Here is a 13,585-nt window from a genome sequence, read left to right on the forward strand (position 1 = left end):
CCTTTAGATAAGACTAAGCCAGCAGGCCATTATTGAGGATGCTCTTATGAACCCGACCGAATTGCAGGCGATTAGCGATACGCTGATGCGGGTAGTGACGCCAGAGATGACACCAAAACAGCTCCTAAAGGCTGCAAAAAAGGAGCATCCGGACGCGTCAAAAAAGGACATCGCTCGCGCTGCGTTCTTCTCGATCATTGCGAACGCTGACCAAGCCATTGGCAAATCGAGGAACTTGCAGGCTTTTGCGTTGGCAGAGCGGACACAACAATCTGATTAAGATTGATGGTCGACATGCGTGGCCCTGTTGGTCAAAATTTAACGCTTGGTACCCGGAGTTCCGAAAGCGACCAGAAGCCGACATTTACTGTTCTGCCTCCTATAGCCCTGCGAGGGCATGGGCAGAAGCCGAGACGGCGAAGACTGTCGAGATCAGCTTGGATTGCCAATGCCGCATATCGAAGAGCGCGAACTGTGCAGCCAGGCGAATGGCCCAGAAAGCGGCTCCGAAAAACAGAAGTGGCGGCCAAATTAGCCCCCGGTACCAAAGCCAAAGCAATGTTGCGCCGTAAGACACAAAGGTGAACGTCAGCATGACATTCAGAGTTTGAGTGATTGCTGCGTTTAGGTTGCCCGAACCCTTCAGCCGGGCCGGCCATCCGAAAAGCCGCCAAAATCCTAGATGGAAGGCGGCGAAGGCAAGATCGAGCACAGCAGCGAGCATCAGCATGCGGAAACAATACCGCTAGAAACGTCCGCTCTCCACCCCGACACAGGGACACTCTGGCAATCGCCGGTATGGGTACCAAGCGTTGGATTTTGACCACTAGGTCCCAAACATTCCTGACCCTTGACGGAACCATTCCGTGACCTGCGAGTTGCGGCTCGGGCGGGGTTGGGACATGCAGACATGGCAAAGCGTGACGCAGCGGGCCATAAGACCCTTGCCGATGCCGTTCGCGAATTGATCGGCACCGAAGACAATCGTCGTAACGTACATAAGCTGCTTGGGCTGGAGGTCGAACCAGAACTGCCGCCAACTCTAGCTTCATTGCTTGAGGCGATTGGTAAGGCTGGTCGGGACGAAACCCCCTAGCTGCATGGGTCATCTGGCCGACCTTTAAATTGCCGTGCTGGGAACCAACGGGGCCACAATTCCGCGCCGAACCAAGGCGTGAACGTCATGCCGTCCACCTCGATAAGCAAAACGGAATACGATCCGGATCGTAGGACCCTTTCGGTGTGGTTCGTGGCCAGCGGCAAATGCTACCAGTTTGAGGATGTGCCGCCGGAGACCTTCGCCGAGTTCCGAGCCGCATTCGCCAAGGGCCGCTTCTTCAACGAGCGCATCCGCAATCGATTCCGGTACCGCCTGGTCGGGACCGCCAACAATTCTGGATGACCCCAGCCGTATGCGAAAGCCAACTCACCTATCCATCGAGCTTCAACGGCTCATGGTCGGGGAGATAATGATGCAGCACCTCGCCAAGGTTTCGCTTGTCGAACGTTTGGCCACACACGGGGCAGAACTCGAAATGCTCTGCTTCGTCCTTCGCAGGCGGCCCGTGGCGCTTGCCCTTGATCCGGTTGCGGGGTTGTTGGTTCTATCTCGGCCCACGTTGATCGTCCCGAACTGTGATAGGGACGGCCCGACAGCCGCTGCGGGGTAGGCAACCGACCGTCGGGCCTAACCGGCGGGGGTATGGGCCGTGTCCGCCGGCTGGGACGAATAATATGCCGTTTCATGCATCATTACTAATTTAGTAAAATGGTCACGTTCCGTTCCCCTAGCCGCCAGATCGGACGGACCTAAACTCGAATTCGTGCGTAAACCAGTGAGTGCCGGGCCCGGCCGGCTTGAGTTCATTCCTCCGATGATGCCTACCTTGGTCGCCAAGCCGCCCCAAGGCGACGACTGGATGCATGAAGCCAAATTCGACGGCTACCGCTCCCAAATCATCATCGACGCCGGCGGTGTGCGGATCTTCACCCGCCGCGGCCTAGACTGGACATCGAAGTACCGCGATCTAGCTGCGGCGGCGCGACGCTGGACGTCGAGAATGCCATCATCGACGGCGAAGTCGTCGTCTTGAATGACGCTGGCCTTTCGGATTTTGCCGCGCTGCGCAAGGCAATCACGAGGCGCCAGCACGACCTCTATTTCGTCGCGTTCGATCTGCTGCATCTTAACGGCCACGACTTGCGCGACATGGCACTTGAGGATCGGCGGGAAATCCTGGCCGGCCTTATAGGGTCTGATAGTCGAATCCGGTTCAGCGAGACGATGCCAAGCGAGGCTAATGCGATCTATCATCTGATCGACGCGGCCGGCCTGGAGGGGATGGTATCGAAGCGCCGAGACAGCAAATATCGCAGCGGCCCGACCACCAATTGGCTGAAGACAAAATCCTTCACCGAAAGCGAGTTTGAACTCCTCGGCGTCGAACGCGAGAGGGGCAAGCCGGCGTTTGCTCTGATGGCTGAGCCAGGCACCCGGAAATATGTCGGCAGTGCGTTCGTGAGCGTCAACCGCGAGATGCGGGAGCGGTTGTGGAAGCGCGTGCAGGAACATGCCGGGCCACCGCCCAAGGATATGCCAAAGCGGCCGGCAACGCACTGGGTCAAGCCGGGGCATCAAGGCCCGCGTGAAGCATCTAAGGTGCGAGGAGGATCTTCGGCACGCATCGCTGCAGGATTTCCGGGAAGAGGATTGAAGGCCGCGCCAGATTGAGCGAGGCCGGACTCGCGAAATTCGCAATAAAGCGTACAATCCCAACGTCGTCCGTACCGAATAGAGGCATTGCGGACGCTTGGGAGATGGCAGTGCTTCCGCCCAAGAGGCAGGAGGGCTGAGATGGCGAAACCCCAGGCAGGCGCCCAGGTATCGGTTTTTGACTGCGATATCCTGCGCAGCGCCTTCATAAAAACCGTGATCGAAGAGAAGATCCCTGAAGACAAATGGCGGTCGGTTGCCGCGCTTTTGATCAGCGACTTTACCGGGAGCGATGACGTCGATCCTGACTTGCTGGAATGGATCGTGCGCAAGTAGCCAGAGCTACCCAGCCGTTAGTCTTTTGTCGCCTGCCACGCTCGTTGCTATGCCTTTTTGGGTACTAGAAAGCCAAAGGCAAAGTGAGACGCCTCTACCTGGATTTTCGCGAGGTCGCTAGCAGCCACCCGGATTTCATCGGCAGTCACCTCAAAGAATTGGTGTGTTGCATTTTGCCGGTTGACTGAGAGTTTCTGCCAAGCCTTCTTTTCTCCGAGGTATACGCTCCACGGACCATGAACGACACGATTGCGAAACGTGTTGAGTTCGCGCATCTGCTGGACGAGGCGATCGCGCTCGGCAAGGTCATTCGGTTCGGTGGTGTGTTGGTCGATGATCTGACCATACAGAGTGATTTTGTTATTCAAGTTGTTCGCTTTCCGCAGCTTCGGTTGGTCGGCGCCAAGCGCGGACAGCCAACGATCGATATGGAATTCCAGAAATCCAAACTGCATTATCAAGCGCCCTATCGGCTCGTAAAAATCGCTGTCGTAGCGCTCGATCATCTCCGATACGGATTTTGGACGTTCCATTATCGTGCTCACACTGACGAAAAACGCAACGAGCCGATGAAGCGGATACTTCAAGACGCCGCGCCGTTGCCGCACACGATAGCGAGAAGGTCGCAAAGAGTCCGGCCGAAAGAAATGAGGCCCCTGAGCTAATATCAACCCAATGTCAAAGAGTGGGGGTCCCCTATTGCCGACGCCCTCGTTTTCAGGATTATATTCCTCCCCGTTGCGGCGAGCCCTTCAACGGAGATCGCCATGCCCAAAAAGACCCTCGCCGACACCCTGGCCGCCCGCGAAACCATCTATGTCAATTGCGGACACCCGATGTGCTGCAAATCGATGAAGCTGGATATCCAGGCGCTGATTGACAGGCTCGGCCGTGACCACGGCTCGATGCATGACGACCTGGTCGGGCTCTTTATCTGCTCAAATTGCAAGGCTGCCGGTGGTGATCGACGGCAGGTGTTCTTCTACGAAGGCCAGCAGCGGGCGCGCAATCGCGACTGGAAGCCAACTTTCGAACGAGGGGGCTGAAAGTGGCCGGCGCCACTTGGGGGGGCGTTGGGGTAGATTGCCTTGTCGGGCGCCGGCCTAGCGGATTGGCGTCCGCCGCCTTGATACTACCGAGCTTGGGGAGATCCGAGTAATCCCGTGATCGCGGAAGTCATTGTGGAGGAACTCAGTCCAAATGGTCGCGTTATGCTACCTAAGGATTTTTTCCGATGGCTGACGATAGGGACAGAACACCCAGCGGGGCCCCTGACGACTCTGTCGTTCAGCGCTTGGTTAAAGAGGCGAATATAACCGAAGAGCAGGCTCGCGAGCTTATCGCTCTTCTGGGGTCCGACTGGCCGTCACTTATGCGGGAAGCCCGATTTCTAACTCGAAAACGCTAGTCGCCTCGAAAACGCTAGTCGCAGTGAGTTACGGCAATGGACCCGTGGCAAATCGATAACGTGGACGTAGAGAGGTCGCGGTTGCAGGTTGATGCCACGCGGGCTACGATTGCGGAGATGCGATCCGTCATGGAGGAGAGCCGGCGCATTCTCGCTCGATCCCAAAATCTTTTGCGCCGCCTGGTCTTCATTTCCGCAACCTCACACCGGCGCCGCCGCCGTTCTCGGGGATGAACTCGACGCCGGCCCATTCGAGCGCTGCCTGAAGGTCAAGCAGAGTGCGGTCATACGGCGCCCGCTTCCCAGCTTCAAAATTGTCAAGATCGCCGCCCGCCATTCTTCGCGGATGCAATGCGCGGTCAATGCCGATCGACAAGGTGGTTGAGAACTTCATGGAGTTTCTCGAAGCACCGGCAGAGCGTCACTGACGGGCGGCAAACTCTGCCGCTGCTAGCCCGCTGCCTTCAAGGTGGCGGGCTTTTTGTCGCTGAGGAACCATACGCGGCGGCGGCCGTTGAGCCCCCACCCAAAAGGGAGATCATCACAATGGCCGACGACCCAAACGAAGACGCAAAGCCGACGGAGACGCAGCGCGAAGCGCAGGAGGCCTTGGAGAAGCAAGTTGCGCAACTGAAACGCGAGATCAACAAGATCAATCGGACGCTCGCGGAGCACGCTGAAGAGGTGGTCGAGGAAGCTACTGGTTGGTATGAGGGCGCGGCCGATAGCGTGTCTCGGACAACGCAAGCACTTCGCAAAAGGGCGTCTACTGCTTCCGGTGTCGTTCAAGAAAATCCTGGCACGCTATCGTCCGCCTTCATGCTGGGCGCGGCTGTAGGCTTGCTGTTGGGCCTTGTTCTTGTGGCCGGCGACCAGCGCCGGGAGCGCTGGTTCTAACACGCCCAAATGAGCCCAGAGACTCCGCTGCCCTCACGGTGGCGGTCTATGGGCGGGATCAAATTCCGAATATTGCAGCTAGATAGTCCCCATGCAGGATCAAAGCCGCGCCCGCCGCAATGGATAGGGCAGAAAGCAAACCGCAAGCGATGCTGCCCCAGTTCGTGATGTCCAACGCCCTTTGGAAGGGTGGAGGATCGATCCACTTCTCAGCGTCCATAGCATATCGTATCGTGCCGAGGACGCGTAATTGAACGAGTGCATCGACCAGTTGATCCAAGCGAAGAAACCCTATGCCAGCGCCAGCAGAAGGCCAGCCACGAAGCACCAGACCGGGGCTTTGAGTGCTTCCAGCGTCGCAGGTTGGCTGGCTGGATTGTTCAGCAACGAAAACATGCCGAACAGCGCACCAGAATGGACTAGCACCAGCGACGCGGTCAACCAACGACCTCACTCGGCGGCAACCTGGAAAGTCGCGCGCTGAGACGTTTTGAGATCGTGGTAAACTAATGCAGCCCCGCTATCGCTGTCCATCATCGGCGTTTTAGAGTGCTCAGTTTCGTCATGTAAGAAATCCCGCGTTGATTCCCCGGCGGGATTGTCGCACGGACCTGCCGACAGTCGCAGGAAAAAAATGGGCACCGCAATTGGCACCGGCGAAGGCGCGCTCTCTAGGAACATGGCGGGAACAAATTGGCTGATCCGTGTTGCAATCGTGTTGCATGGACAGAAAGGGACGGGGCGGGACATGCCCGGAATGCAAGGGTTTGCGCGCTACAGGGCAGGAAAACCCATGCAACACGTTTCGGTCGCGATTGTTCTGCATAAGGGGCTGATTTAATTGCGGAAACTGTTGGCTGGGGAACCTGGATTCGAACCAGGACTAACGGAGTCAGAGTCCGTGGGTCTACCGTTAACCTATTCCCCAGCAGGCGCGGCTGTTGAAAACCACGCGGCAGGGCGACGATGGCGCCGCGCGTGCCTTGTAGCCGCCGTCGGAAAATAGTCAAGCCTGCCGAAGGCATTTCAATCGGCACGTTTCATAAGGGCGTGGTTCAAAGCCGCCCCTCAATTCTCCCTTCGCCCGAGCTGCGAGTGCTCGAAATACAGCACGACGCCGAGCGCCATCACCAGCGGGATGATCAGGTAGAACAGCCGGAACACCAGCAGTGCTGCCAGCACGCCGACCGGGTCCATATGCGACAGGCCGGTCAGGAAGACGACCTCGAACACGCCGAGCCCGCCCGGCGCATGCGAGATCTGGGCGACCGAGAACGACATCAGGAAGACGCCGAGCACGACGAGGTATCCGGGATTGCCAGCTTCGGGCAGGGCGAAGAAGATGATCGCCGCCGCCGCCAGCAGCTCGATCGGGCCGATCAGCAATTGCCGCGCGACGATCGGCAGAGCCGGATAATGGACCTGGAACCTTCCGATCTTCAGCGGCCTGAGATGCAGCCAGCTGCCGAAGACATAGGCCGCCACCACGAGCAGCATCGCGAGCCCCGCCGCCTGCGAAAGCCGATGATGCGGCGTGCCGGAAAAACGGTCGACGATCTCCGGTGCGAGCACCAGCACGATGCCTGAAACCAACACCGTCGACAGCACGAAGGTGATCCAGCAGATCGCCACCAGAATGCCGACGTCCTGTCCGGTCAGCCCCCTGGTTCCGTAAGCGCGGTAGCGGATCACCGCGCCTGAAAAAACCGAGCCGCCGATATTGTGCGACAGCGCGTAGGTGGTGAAGGAGCACAGGGTGACGAACAGCCACGACACTTTCTTGCCGATATGCAGGAGCGCGATATGATCGTAGCCGGCCAGCGACGCATAGGCGATGACTGAGCTCAAAGCGGCGAGCACCCAGCCGCGGGCAGGGATGGCGACGATGCCGTCCCAGACGTCGTCGAGCGAGATGCCACGCAGTTCGTGCAGCAGCAGCCATAGCGAGAAGACGACCGCCGCAACGCCGACGACCGGCCAGAAATAACGCCTCCAGTTCATGGCGTGACGATCATGCGTTGCAGCCCCGTTGCCCGTTCGGTTCGCGTCAGGAACTCTGCCCGCGATTTCGAATGTTTCATCCCCGCCATTTCAGAAATGCCTTATCGAAGCCGGCTATTCAACTGCGAAGGCGCGTTGCTGCGGGAGAAGGAAAGGCTGGCGATCCTTCGCGCCCCCCTCTGTCCTGCCGGACATCTCCCCCACAAGGAGGGAGATTGGCAGTTTTGGCGCTCCGCCCGTTTCTGCGACGGTAGGGATTGGCGAAAGCGGCGGTGACGGCCGATCTCCCCCAAGTGGGGGAGATGCCAAGTTTTGGCAAAGAGGGCAGGACAGAGGGGGGCGCTGTCCCGCCATCATCGGGACGAGCGGAGCGGCGAGACAATGCCAGCGACAAATTCGACCCCTGCGCTCTTGGTGATCCGGCCCGGCGCTGCTAGTCTGGCGGCAACTTGGAACACGTGAAAGCGCCTGCTGCGTCCGGTCTCCGGTTCGCGCGGCGCGGAAGGAACTGAAGTGGAAGACCACGACACCGGCGCCGGCGCGCCGGAAGTGGGCGTGTCCAGGGCTTCGCCGCCGCCTTCGGGTCAGGCAAGCCCACCCGCCGGCCGGCACAATGGCCGCCCGGTGCAGCCTTGGTCCGGTCACGGACAGGCAGGCGACGCGTCCCAGCATCAGAATGGCCAGAAGGCCAAGACCAGGAAGCGGCGCAAACGCCGGCGCGGCCGCAAGGTTTTTGCGCGCGACGACGCTCGCCTCGCTGCGGCCGGAGTGGCGTCTGCTGCTGTCAGCGCTCCGGCCAGCCGCCCGCCCGCGGCGATCGTCGCGGCCTTGCCGTCGGTTGCGCCAGGCCGGCCGGAGCCGGCTGCTCGCCGCCCGCCGCTGCAGGAACTGCCGGTGTTTGCGGCACTCGATCTTGGCACCAACAATTGCCGGCTGCTGGTGGCGGTGCCGACGCGCCACGGCCAGTTCCGCGTCATCGACGCTTTCTCGCGCATCGTCAGGCTGGGCGAGGGCCTCACCGCCAATGGCCGGCTCGGGCAGCCGGCGATGGACCGTGCGGTCGAGGCGCTGAAGATCTGCGGTGACAAATTGCGCAACCGCAAGATCAGGAAGGCCCGGCTGATCGCCACCGAAGCCTGCCGCACGGCCGCCAACGGCGCCGAGTTCCTCGACCGCGTCGAGCGCGAGGCGGGGTTGAAACTCGAGATCATCGACCGCCAGACCGAGGCGCGGCTGGCGGTGTCGGGCTGCGGCTCGCTGGTCGACCGCGACACGCAAGGCGTCGTCCTGTTCGATATCGGCGGCGGCTCCTCGGAAATCGCGCTGATCGATCTCACCGGCCACCGCTCGCCGAGGCTCGCCAACCACATCGTCTCCTGGACGTCGCTGCCGGTCGGCGTCGTCTCGCTGGCCGAGCGCTTCGGCGGCCGCGCCGTCACCCGTGAGATCTTTGCCGCCATGGTCGAGGATGTGGCTGTGCGCCTGCACGCCTTCGACGGGCGCGACCGGCTGAGCCATGTGCTCGCCAGCCCGAAATTCCACTTGCTCGGCACCTCGGGCACGGTGACGACGCTGGCCGGCGTCCACCTCGACCTGGACCGGTACGACCGCCGCCGCGTCGACGGGCTGTGGATGGATCGCGACAGCGTCGACCGCATGGTCGAAAAACTGGTCGGCTGGGATTTTCAGCAGCGCGTCGCCAATCCTTGCATCGGCGCCGATCGCGCCGATCTGGTGCTGGCCGGCTGCGCCATCCTGGAAGCGATCCGCGCGGTGTGGCCGTCGGAGCGGCTGCGCGTCGCCGACCGCGGCCTGCGCGAGGGCATATTGAGCGAATTGATGGCCGACGACGGTGTCTGGCGCAACAATGGGCGGGGCAGAGCATGATCCCGAAAAGTGGCAGCCGGTTTTCGGAAAAGATCATGCTCAGACCAGAATGCATGATCCCGAACCGCAGAACCGCGTCAGCGAAAAGTGGCAACCGGTTTTCGGAAAATATCATGCTCAAACAAGAAGTCAGGCAATGACCAGGAAACCGGAAAAACCAGGCTCTGCCGGCATTCGCGTGCTGAAGACGCGGATCAAGAAGAAAAGCGGCCTGAAGGAATCGTCGCGCCGCTGGCTGCAGCGCCACATCAACGACCCCTATGTCCAGCGTTCCAAGGCCGACGGCTACCGCTCGCGCGCGGCCTACAAGCTGATCGAGATCGACGACAAGCACCATCTGCTCAAGCCCGGCATGAAAGTCATCGACCTTGGCGCGGCACCCGGCGGCTGGTGCCAGGTCGCCGCCGCGCGCACGAAATCGACGGCCGAACACCCGCATGTCGTCGGCATCGACTATCTGGAAATGGACGCGGTGCCCGGCGCGCCGGTGCTGTTGATGGATTTTCTCGACCCGCAGGCGCCGCAAAAGCTCGCCGAAACGCTCGGCGGCCAACCGGACATCGTTTTGTCCGACATGGCCGCACCCACCACCGGCCATCGCCGGACCGATCACATCCGCACCATGTATCTGTGCGAGGTGGCCGCCGATTTCGCCCTCTCGGTGCTGAAGCCGGGCGGCCATTTCCTCGCCAAGACTTTCCAGGGCGGCGCCGAGAACGAATTGCTCGCCAGGCTCAAGCAGAATTTCCGCTCGGTCCACCACGTCAAACCGCCGGCCTCGCGCGACGAGTCGGTGGAGCTTTATCTGCTGGCGAAGGATTTTAAGGGTTAGCGTCCTTTCCTTCTCCCCTTGTGGGAGAAGGTGGCCGAGCGAAGCTCGATGGGATGAGGGGTGCTCCAGCTTGACGCAAACTCTCGTATACATCGGCAAAATCACCAACGCCTCATTCCGTCCAACATCCTCAACCGTCTCGGCGCTGCGCGCCGATCCACCTTCTCCCACAAGGGGAGAAGGGAGAGAGCCTACGATCCCGGTGGACCCACTCCCATCGTCGTGGGCGCCGTCAGCCCGCCATGTCCCGATACGGTTGCCGGCATCGGGCGCCAGCCGCATGAATGACAGCGATGCGGCGGCCGACACCGCCGCGACGATGAAGAACGCGATGTGGAAGTCGCTCAGCGTCAGCACCCCGCCATGGATTGTCGCCAAGACTTCCAGAATGCCGCCGGCCAGCGCCACGCCGAGCGCGATCGACAGTTGCTGGAACACTGCGGCGATCGGCGTCGCCCTGCTGGTGTCGGCGGTCGAAATCTCGGCATAGGCTAGCGCGTTGATGCCGGTGAAGAACATCGAGCGGATGAAGCCGCCGGCGAGCAAGGCGGCGAGGATCAGCAGATATGGCGTCTCGGGCGTCAGCAGGCCGTTGATGGCAATCGACGCCGCCGCGATCAGCGAGCCGAAGATCAGCACGCGGCGGAAGCCGGCGACCCGGAAGATCAGCGCGGTGACGAATTTCATGCCGATGGCGCCGATCGCCGCCACGAAGGTGATCATTCCCGACTGGAACGGCGTCAGCCCGAAGCCGATCTGGAACATCAGCGGCAAAAGGAAGGGTACGGCGCCGATGCCGATGCGGAACAGCCCGCCGCCGAGGACCGAGGCGCGGAACACCTGGTTGCGGAACAGTTCGAGCGCCAGCAGCGGATTTTTGGCGCGGCGCGCATGCAGGAGGTAAAGCACGGCAGAAACCAGCCCGACAGCCACGGTGAGGAAGCCGGCAATCGGCGGCAAGGCCGGCAGGCTGACCACCGACAGGCCGAAAACGATGCCCGATGCCGCCAGGCCGCTCAGCACGAAGCCGATGAAATCGAGCGGCGGCGTTGGCGCCGCTTCGGTCTCCGGCAGGAAGCGCGTGGCCAGCCAGATGCCGATCAGCCCGATCGGCACATTGATCAGGAAGATCCAGTGCCAGCTGAAATAGTTGGTGATGAAACCGCCGACCGGCGGCCCGACGAGCGGCCCGACCAATGCCGGAACGGTCAGCCACGACATCGCGGCGACGAGCTCGCTCTTCGGCGTGGCGCGCACCAGCACCAGCCGTCCCACCGGCGTCATCATGGCGCCGCCAATGCCTTGCAGGAAGCGTGAGACGACGAAGGCCGGCAGCGAATTCGACACCGCGCAAGCGACCGATCCGACGATGAACACGGCAATCGCGGCGCGAAACACGGTCTTGGCGCCAAAATGATCGGCCATCCAGCCGCTGATCGGAATGAACACCGCCAGCGACACCAGATAGGCGGTCAGCGCCAGCTTGAGCGCCACCGGGCTGGTCTGGAGGTCGACGGCGATCGCCGGCAGCGACGTTGCGATAACGGTCGAATCCATGTTTTCCATGAAAAGGGCGACCGCCAGGATAAGCGGAATGGTGCGGTTCATGGAGCGCGTCCGGATTCGATTGTTGCCGACCGGGCAAGCCGACAGGCAGGGCGGTTACCACGGGTTGCGTTGGATGTCGCCTTAACTTGCTGTCACATTTGAGCGACCTGGCAGCGGGCATGCCCAACAAAACTCCGGAGCAGCGCCGTCGGCGAGGCGGCCGCTTCGGCTTTCGCCAATCACCAGCGGTGAATGCCGGTCGCCATCCGTCACCGCGAAAGGCATTAAGCTGAGTTCGCGGCCCTGTCGTGCACAAGCAATCGGCTTTTCAACGGCGACGGGACGTGTTACGAGCCAGCGCCAATCCTGAAAGGGAAGAAGACGAGTCGGCGCTGTCCATCCGGTCCAGCGCTTTTCATGCATTCCGAGGGCTGGCCATGGCAAAGATTATCGAAACGTCCACGGGCGCATTGGCGCTGACCTTTGACGATGTGCTGCTGCAGCCGGGTCATTCCGAGGTCATGCCCGGCGAAACCGATATCGGCACCCGCATTGCCGGCGACATCGACCTCAACGTGCCGATCCTCTCCGCCGCCATGGATACCGTCACCGAGGCGCGTCTTGCCATCGCCATGGCCCAGGCCGGCGGCATCGGCGTCATCCACCGCAATTTCTCGCCTGCCGAACAGGCCGAGCAGGTGCGGCAAGTCAAAAAGTTCGAATCCGGCATGGTGGTGAACCCCGTCACCATCGGCCCCGATGCGACGCTCGCCGACGCCCTGGGGCTGATGCGCAACTACAGCATCTCGGGCATTCCGGTGGTCGAGAATGGCGGCGCTGGCGGGCACACGGTCGGACGGCTGGTCGGCATCCTGACCAACCGCGACGTGCGCTTCGCCTCCGACCCGGCCCAGAAAGTCTACGAGCTGATGACCCGTGAGAACCTGATCACGGTCAAGGAAAATGTCGATCAGGACGAGGCCAAGCGGCTCCTGCACCAGCACCGCATCGAGAAGCTGGTCGTGGTCGATAGCGGCGGCAATTGCGTCGGATTGATCACCGTCAAGGACATCGAGAAGTCGCAGCTCAACCCGCACGCCACCAAGGACGTGCAGGGGCGCTTGCGCGCGGCGGCCGCCACCAGCGTCGGCGATGACGGTTTTGAGCGCGCCGAGCGGCTCATCGATGCCGGCGTCGACCTTTTGGTGATCGATACCGCGCATGGTCACTCGCAACGCGTGCTCGATGCGGTGACGCGGGCCAAGAAACTGTCCAATTCGGTCCGCATCCTGGCCGGCAACGTCGCCACTTCAGAAGGCACGCTGGCGCTGATCGATGCCGGCGCCGATGCCGTCAAGGTCGGCATCGGGCCGGGTTCCATCTGCACCACCCGCATCGTCGCCGGCGTCGGCATGCCGCAGCTTTCCGCGATCATGTCGGCGGTCGAGACGGCGCAGAAATCGGGCGTCTCGGTCATCGCCGATGGCGGCATAAAATATTCCGGCGATCTCGCCAAGGCGCTCGCCGCCGGCGCCAGTGCCGCCATGATCGGGTCGCTGCTGGCCGGCACCGACGAGAGCCCGGGCGAAGTCTATCTGCACCAGGGCCGCTCGTTCAAAGCCTATCGCGGCATGGGCTCGGTCGGCGCCATGGCGCGTGGCTCCGCCGACCGCTATTTCCAGGCCGAGGTTCGCGACACGCTGAAACTGGTGCCGGAAGGCATCGAAGGCCAGGTGCCTTACAAAGGACCTGTGTCCGGCGTGCTGCACCAGCTTGCCGGCGGCCTGAAAGCCGCTATGGGTTATGTCGGCGGGCGCGACCTTGCCGATTTCCGCGACCGCGCCACGTTTGTACGCATATCCAACGCCGGACTTCGTGAAAGCCACGCCCATGACGTCACGATCACCCGCGAAAGCCCGAATTACCCCGGCGGAGCCTAACCAGTTCGCACGAAGCCTGACGG

General features: G+C 61.5%; 14 protein-coding genes, 1 tRNA gene and 3 pseudogenes. 11 read left to right on the forward strand and 7 right to left on the reverse strand.

Annotated elements, in window-relative coordinates; genetic code table 11:
* Positions 1-46: 46 nt before the first annotated feature.
* Positions 47-280 carry a hypothetical protein gene (locus AC0L3D_RS08560; protein WP_023803160.1) on the forward strand — a complete coding sequence of 78 codons (234 nt, stop codon included), beginning with the start codon at positions 47-49 and terminating at the stop codon, positions 278-280.
* A gap of 99 nt (positions 281-379) precedes the next feature.
* Here AC0L3D_RS08560 and AC0L3D_RS08565 read toward each other — a convergent pair whose 3' ends face one another.
* Positions 380-730: a hypothetical protein gene (locus tag AC0L3D_RS08565; protein WP_023803159.1), complete on the reverse strand. Its 351-nt coding sequence runs from the start codon at positions 728-730 to the stop codon at positions 380-382.
* 180 nt (positions 731-910) lie between these two features.
* On the opposite strand from AC0L3D_RS08565, the gene AC0L3D_RS08570 reads away from it, so the two are divergent.
* The 4 genes and pseudogenes from AC0L3D_RS08570 to AC0L3D_RS08585 all read left to right on the forward strand — a co-directional run bounded on the left by AC0L3D_RS08570 (position 911) and on the right by AC0L3D_RS08585 (position 3,049).
* A complete protein-coding gene (locus AC0L3D_RS08570; RefSeq protein ID WP_128170739.1) occupies positions 911-1,096 on the forward strand; it encodes a hypothetical protein in 186 nt (61 codons plus the stop codon).
* Between the two features lie 87 nt (positions 1,097-1,183).
* Positions 1,184-1,402, forward strand: coding sequence for a KTSC domain-containing protein (locus AC0L3D_RS08575; RefSeq protein ID WP_023803157.1), 219 nt, complete (start codon positions 1,184-1,186; stop codon positions 1,400-1,402).
* 472 nt (positions 1,403-1,874) lie between these two features.
* A pseudogene (locus AC0L3D_RS08580) lies at positions 1,875-2,714 on the forward strand (ATP-dependent DNA ligase).
* Positions 2,715-2,854: 140 nt separating this feature from the next.
* Positions 2,855-3,049 carry a hypothetical protein gene (locus AC0L3D_RS08585; RefSeq protein ID WP_128170737.1) on the forward strand — a complete coding sequence of 65 codons (195 nt, stop codon included), beginning with the start codon at positions 2,855-2,857 and terminating at the stop codon, positions 3,047-3,049.
* A 47-nt stretch (positions 3,050-3,096) separates the two neighbouring features.
* On the opposite strand, the gene AC0L3D_RS08590 is transcribed toward AC0L3D_RS08585, so the two are convergent.
* A complete protein-coding gene (locus tag AC0L3D_RS08590) occupies positions 3,097-3,582 on the reverse strand; it encodes a hypothetical protein (protein ID WP_128170736.1) in 486 nt (161 codons plus the stop codon).
* A gap of 234 nt (positions 3,583-3,816) precedes the next feature.
* On the opposite strand from AC0L3D_RS08590, the gene AC0L3D_RS08595 reads away from it, so the two are divergent.
* The gene (locus AC0L3D_RS08595; protein ID WP_128170735.1) at positions 3,817-4,095 is read left to right on the forward strand and encodes a hypothetical protein; all 279 of its coding nucleotides are present in this window, start codon (positions 3,817-3,819) and stop codon (positions 4,093-4,095) included.
* A 549-nt stretch (positions 4,096-4,644) separates the two neighbouring features.
* Here the strand turns inward: AC0L3D_RS08595 and AC0L3D_RS08600 are convergent.
* Positions 4,645-4,776, reverse strand: a pseudogene (locus AC0L3D_RS08600) (XRE family transcriptional regulator); the annotation flags it as partial.
* Positions 4,777-5,003: 227 nt separating this feature from the next.
* On the opposite strand from AC0L3D_RS08600, the gene AC0L3D_RS08605 reads away from it, so the two are divergent.
* A complete protein-coding gene (locus AC0L3D_RS08605; RefSeq protein WP_023803151.1) occupies positions 5,004-5,354 on the forward strand; it encodes a hypothetical protein in 351 nt (116 codons plus the stop codon).
* Between the two features lie 291 nt (positions 5,355-5,645).
* On the opposite strand, the gene AC0L3D_RS08610 is transcribed toward AC0L3D_RS08605, so the two are convergent.
* The gene (locus AC0L3D_RS08610) at positions 5,646-5,795 is read right to left on the reverse strand and encodes a hypothetical protein (RefSeq protein ID WP_023803149.1); all 150 of its coding nucleotides are present in this window, start codon (positions 5,793-5,795) and stop codon (positions 5,646-5,648) included.
* A 193-nt stretch (positions 5,796-5,988) separates the two neighbouring features.
* Here AC0L3D_RS08610 and AC0L3D_RS08615 point away from each other — a divergent pair, with 193 nt between their 5' ends.
* Positions 5,989-6,195, forward strand: a complete 207-nt coding sequence (locus tag AC0L3D_RS08615) for a hypothetical protein (protein ID WP_128170734.1) — start codon at positions 5,989-5,991, stop codon at positions 6,193-6,195.
* A 13-nt stretch (positions 6,196-6,208) separates the two neighbouring features.
* Here AC0L3D_RS08615 and AC0L3D_RS08620 read toward each other — a convergent pair.
* Positions 6,209-6,282, reverse strand: a tRNA-Gln gene (locus tag AC0L3D_RS08620).
* 140 nt (positions 6,283-6,422) lie between these two features.
* Positions 6,423-7,355, reverse strand: a complete 933-nt coding sequence (locus tag AC0L3D_RS08625; protein WP_128170733.1) for a lysylphosphatidylglycerol synthase domain-containing protein — start codon at positions 7,353-7,355, stop codon at positions 6,423-6,425.
* Between the two features lie 513 nt (positions 7,356-7,868).
* On the opposite strand from AC0L3D_RS08625, the gene AC0L3D_RS08630 reads away from it, so the two are divergent.
* Positions 7,869-9,242: a Ppx/GppA phosphatase family protein gene (locus AC0L3D_RS08630; protein ID WP_128170732.1), complete on the forward strand. Its 1,374-nt coding sequence runs from the start codon at positions 7,869-7,871 to the stop codon at positions 9,240-9,242.
* A 136-nt stretch (positions 9,243-9,378) separates the two neighbouring features.
* Entirely contained in the window at positions 9,379-10,074 is a 696-nt protein-coding gene (locus tag AC0L3D_RS08635) for an RlmE family RNA methyltransferase (protein ID WP_027154665.1), read from the forward strand.
* 191 nt (positions 10,075-10,265) lie between these two features.
* Here the strand turns inward: AC0L3D_RS08635 and AC0L3D_RS08640 are convergent.
* Positions 10,266-11,682, reverse strand: a pseudogene (locus AC0L3D_RS08640) (MFS transporter).
* 377 nt (positions 11,683-12,059) lie between these two features.
* Between AC0L3D_RS08640 and guaB the strand changes: the two are divergent.
* On the forward strand, positions 12,060-13,562 hold the full coding sequence (guaB, locus tag AC0L3D_RS08645) for an IMP dehydrogenase (RefSeq protein WP_128170730.1): 1,503 nt from the start codon (positions 12,060-12,062) through the stop codon (positions 13,560-13,562).
* Positions 13,563-13,585 lie beyond the last annotated feature (23 nt).

The organism is Mesorhizobium sp. WSM4837 (assembly GCF_055811435.1).

What these genes read in the sequence shown, in the direction of transcription:
- AC0L3D_RS08570 (WP_128170739.1), top strand. Translation starts at nt 911, where the DNA reads ATGGCAAAGCGTGACGCAGCGGGCCATAAGACCCTTGCCGATGCCGTT.
- AC0L3D_RS08590 (WP_128170736.1), bottom strand. Translation starts at nt 3,582, where the DNA reads ATGGAACGTCCAAAATCCGTATCGGAGATGATCGAGCGCTACGACAGC.
- AC0L3D_RS08625 (WP_128170733.1), bottom strand. Translation starts at nt 7,355, where the DNA reads ATGAACTGGAGGCGTTATTTCTGGCCGGTCGTCGGCGTTGCGGCGGTC.
- AC0L3D_RS08605 (WP_023803151.1), top strand. Translation starts at nt 5,004, where the DNA reads ATGGCCGACGACCCAAACGAAGACGCAAAGCCGACGGAGACGCAGCGC.
- AC0L3D_RS08595 (WP_128170735.1), top strand. Translation starts at nt 3,817, where the DNA reads ATGCCCAAAAAGACCCTCGCCGACACCCTGGCCGCCCGCGAAACCATC.
- AC0L3D_RS08635 (WP_027154665.1), top strand. Translation starts at nt 9,379, where the DNA reads ATGACCAGGAAACCGGAAAAACCAGGCTCTGCCGGCATTCGCGTGCTG.
- AC0L3D_RS08615 (WP_128170734.1), top strand. Translation starts at nt 5,989, where the DNA reads ATGGGCACCGCAATTGGCACCGGCGAAGGCGCGCTCTCTAGGAACATG.
- guaB (WP_128170730.1), top strand. Translation starts at nt 12,060, where the DNA reads ATGGCAAAGATTATCGAAACGTCCACGGGCGCATTGGCGCTGACCTTT.
- AC0L3D_RS08560 (WP_023803160.1), top strand. Translation starts at nt 47, where the DNA reads ATGAACCCGACCGAATTGCAGGCGATTAGCGATACGCTGATGCGGGTA.
- AC0L3D_RS08565 (WP_023803159.1), bottom strand. Translation starts at nt 730, where the DNA reads ATGCTGATGCTCGCTGCTGTGCTCGATCTTGCCTTCGCCGCCTTCCAT.
- AC0L3D_RS08585 (WP_128170737.1), top strand. Translation starts at nt 2,855, where the DNA reads ATGGCGAAACCCCAGGCAGGCGCCCAGGTATCGGTTTTTGACTGCGAT.
- AC0L3D_RS08575 (WP_023803157.1), top strand. Translation starts at nt 1,184, where the DNA reads ATGCCGTCCACCTCGATAAGCAAAACGGAATACGATCCGGATCGTAGG.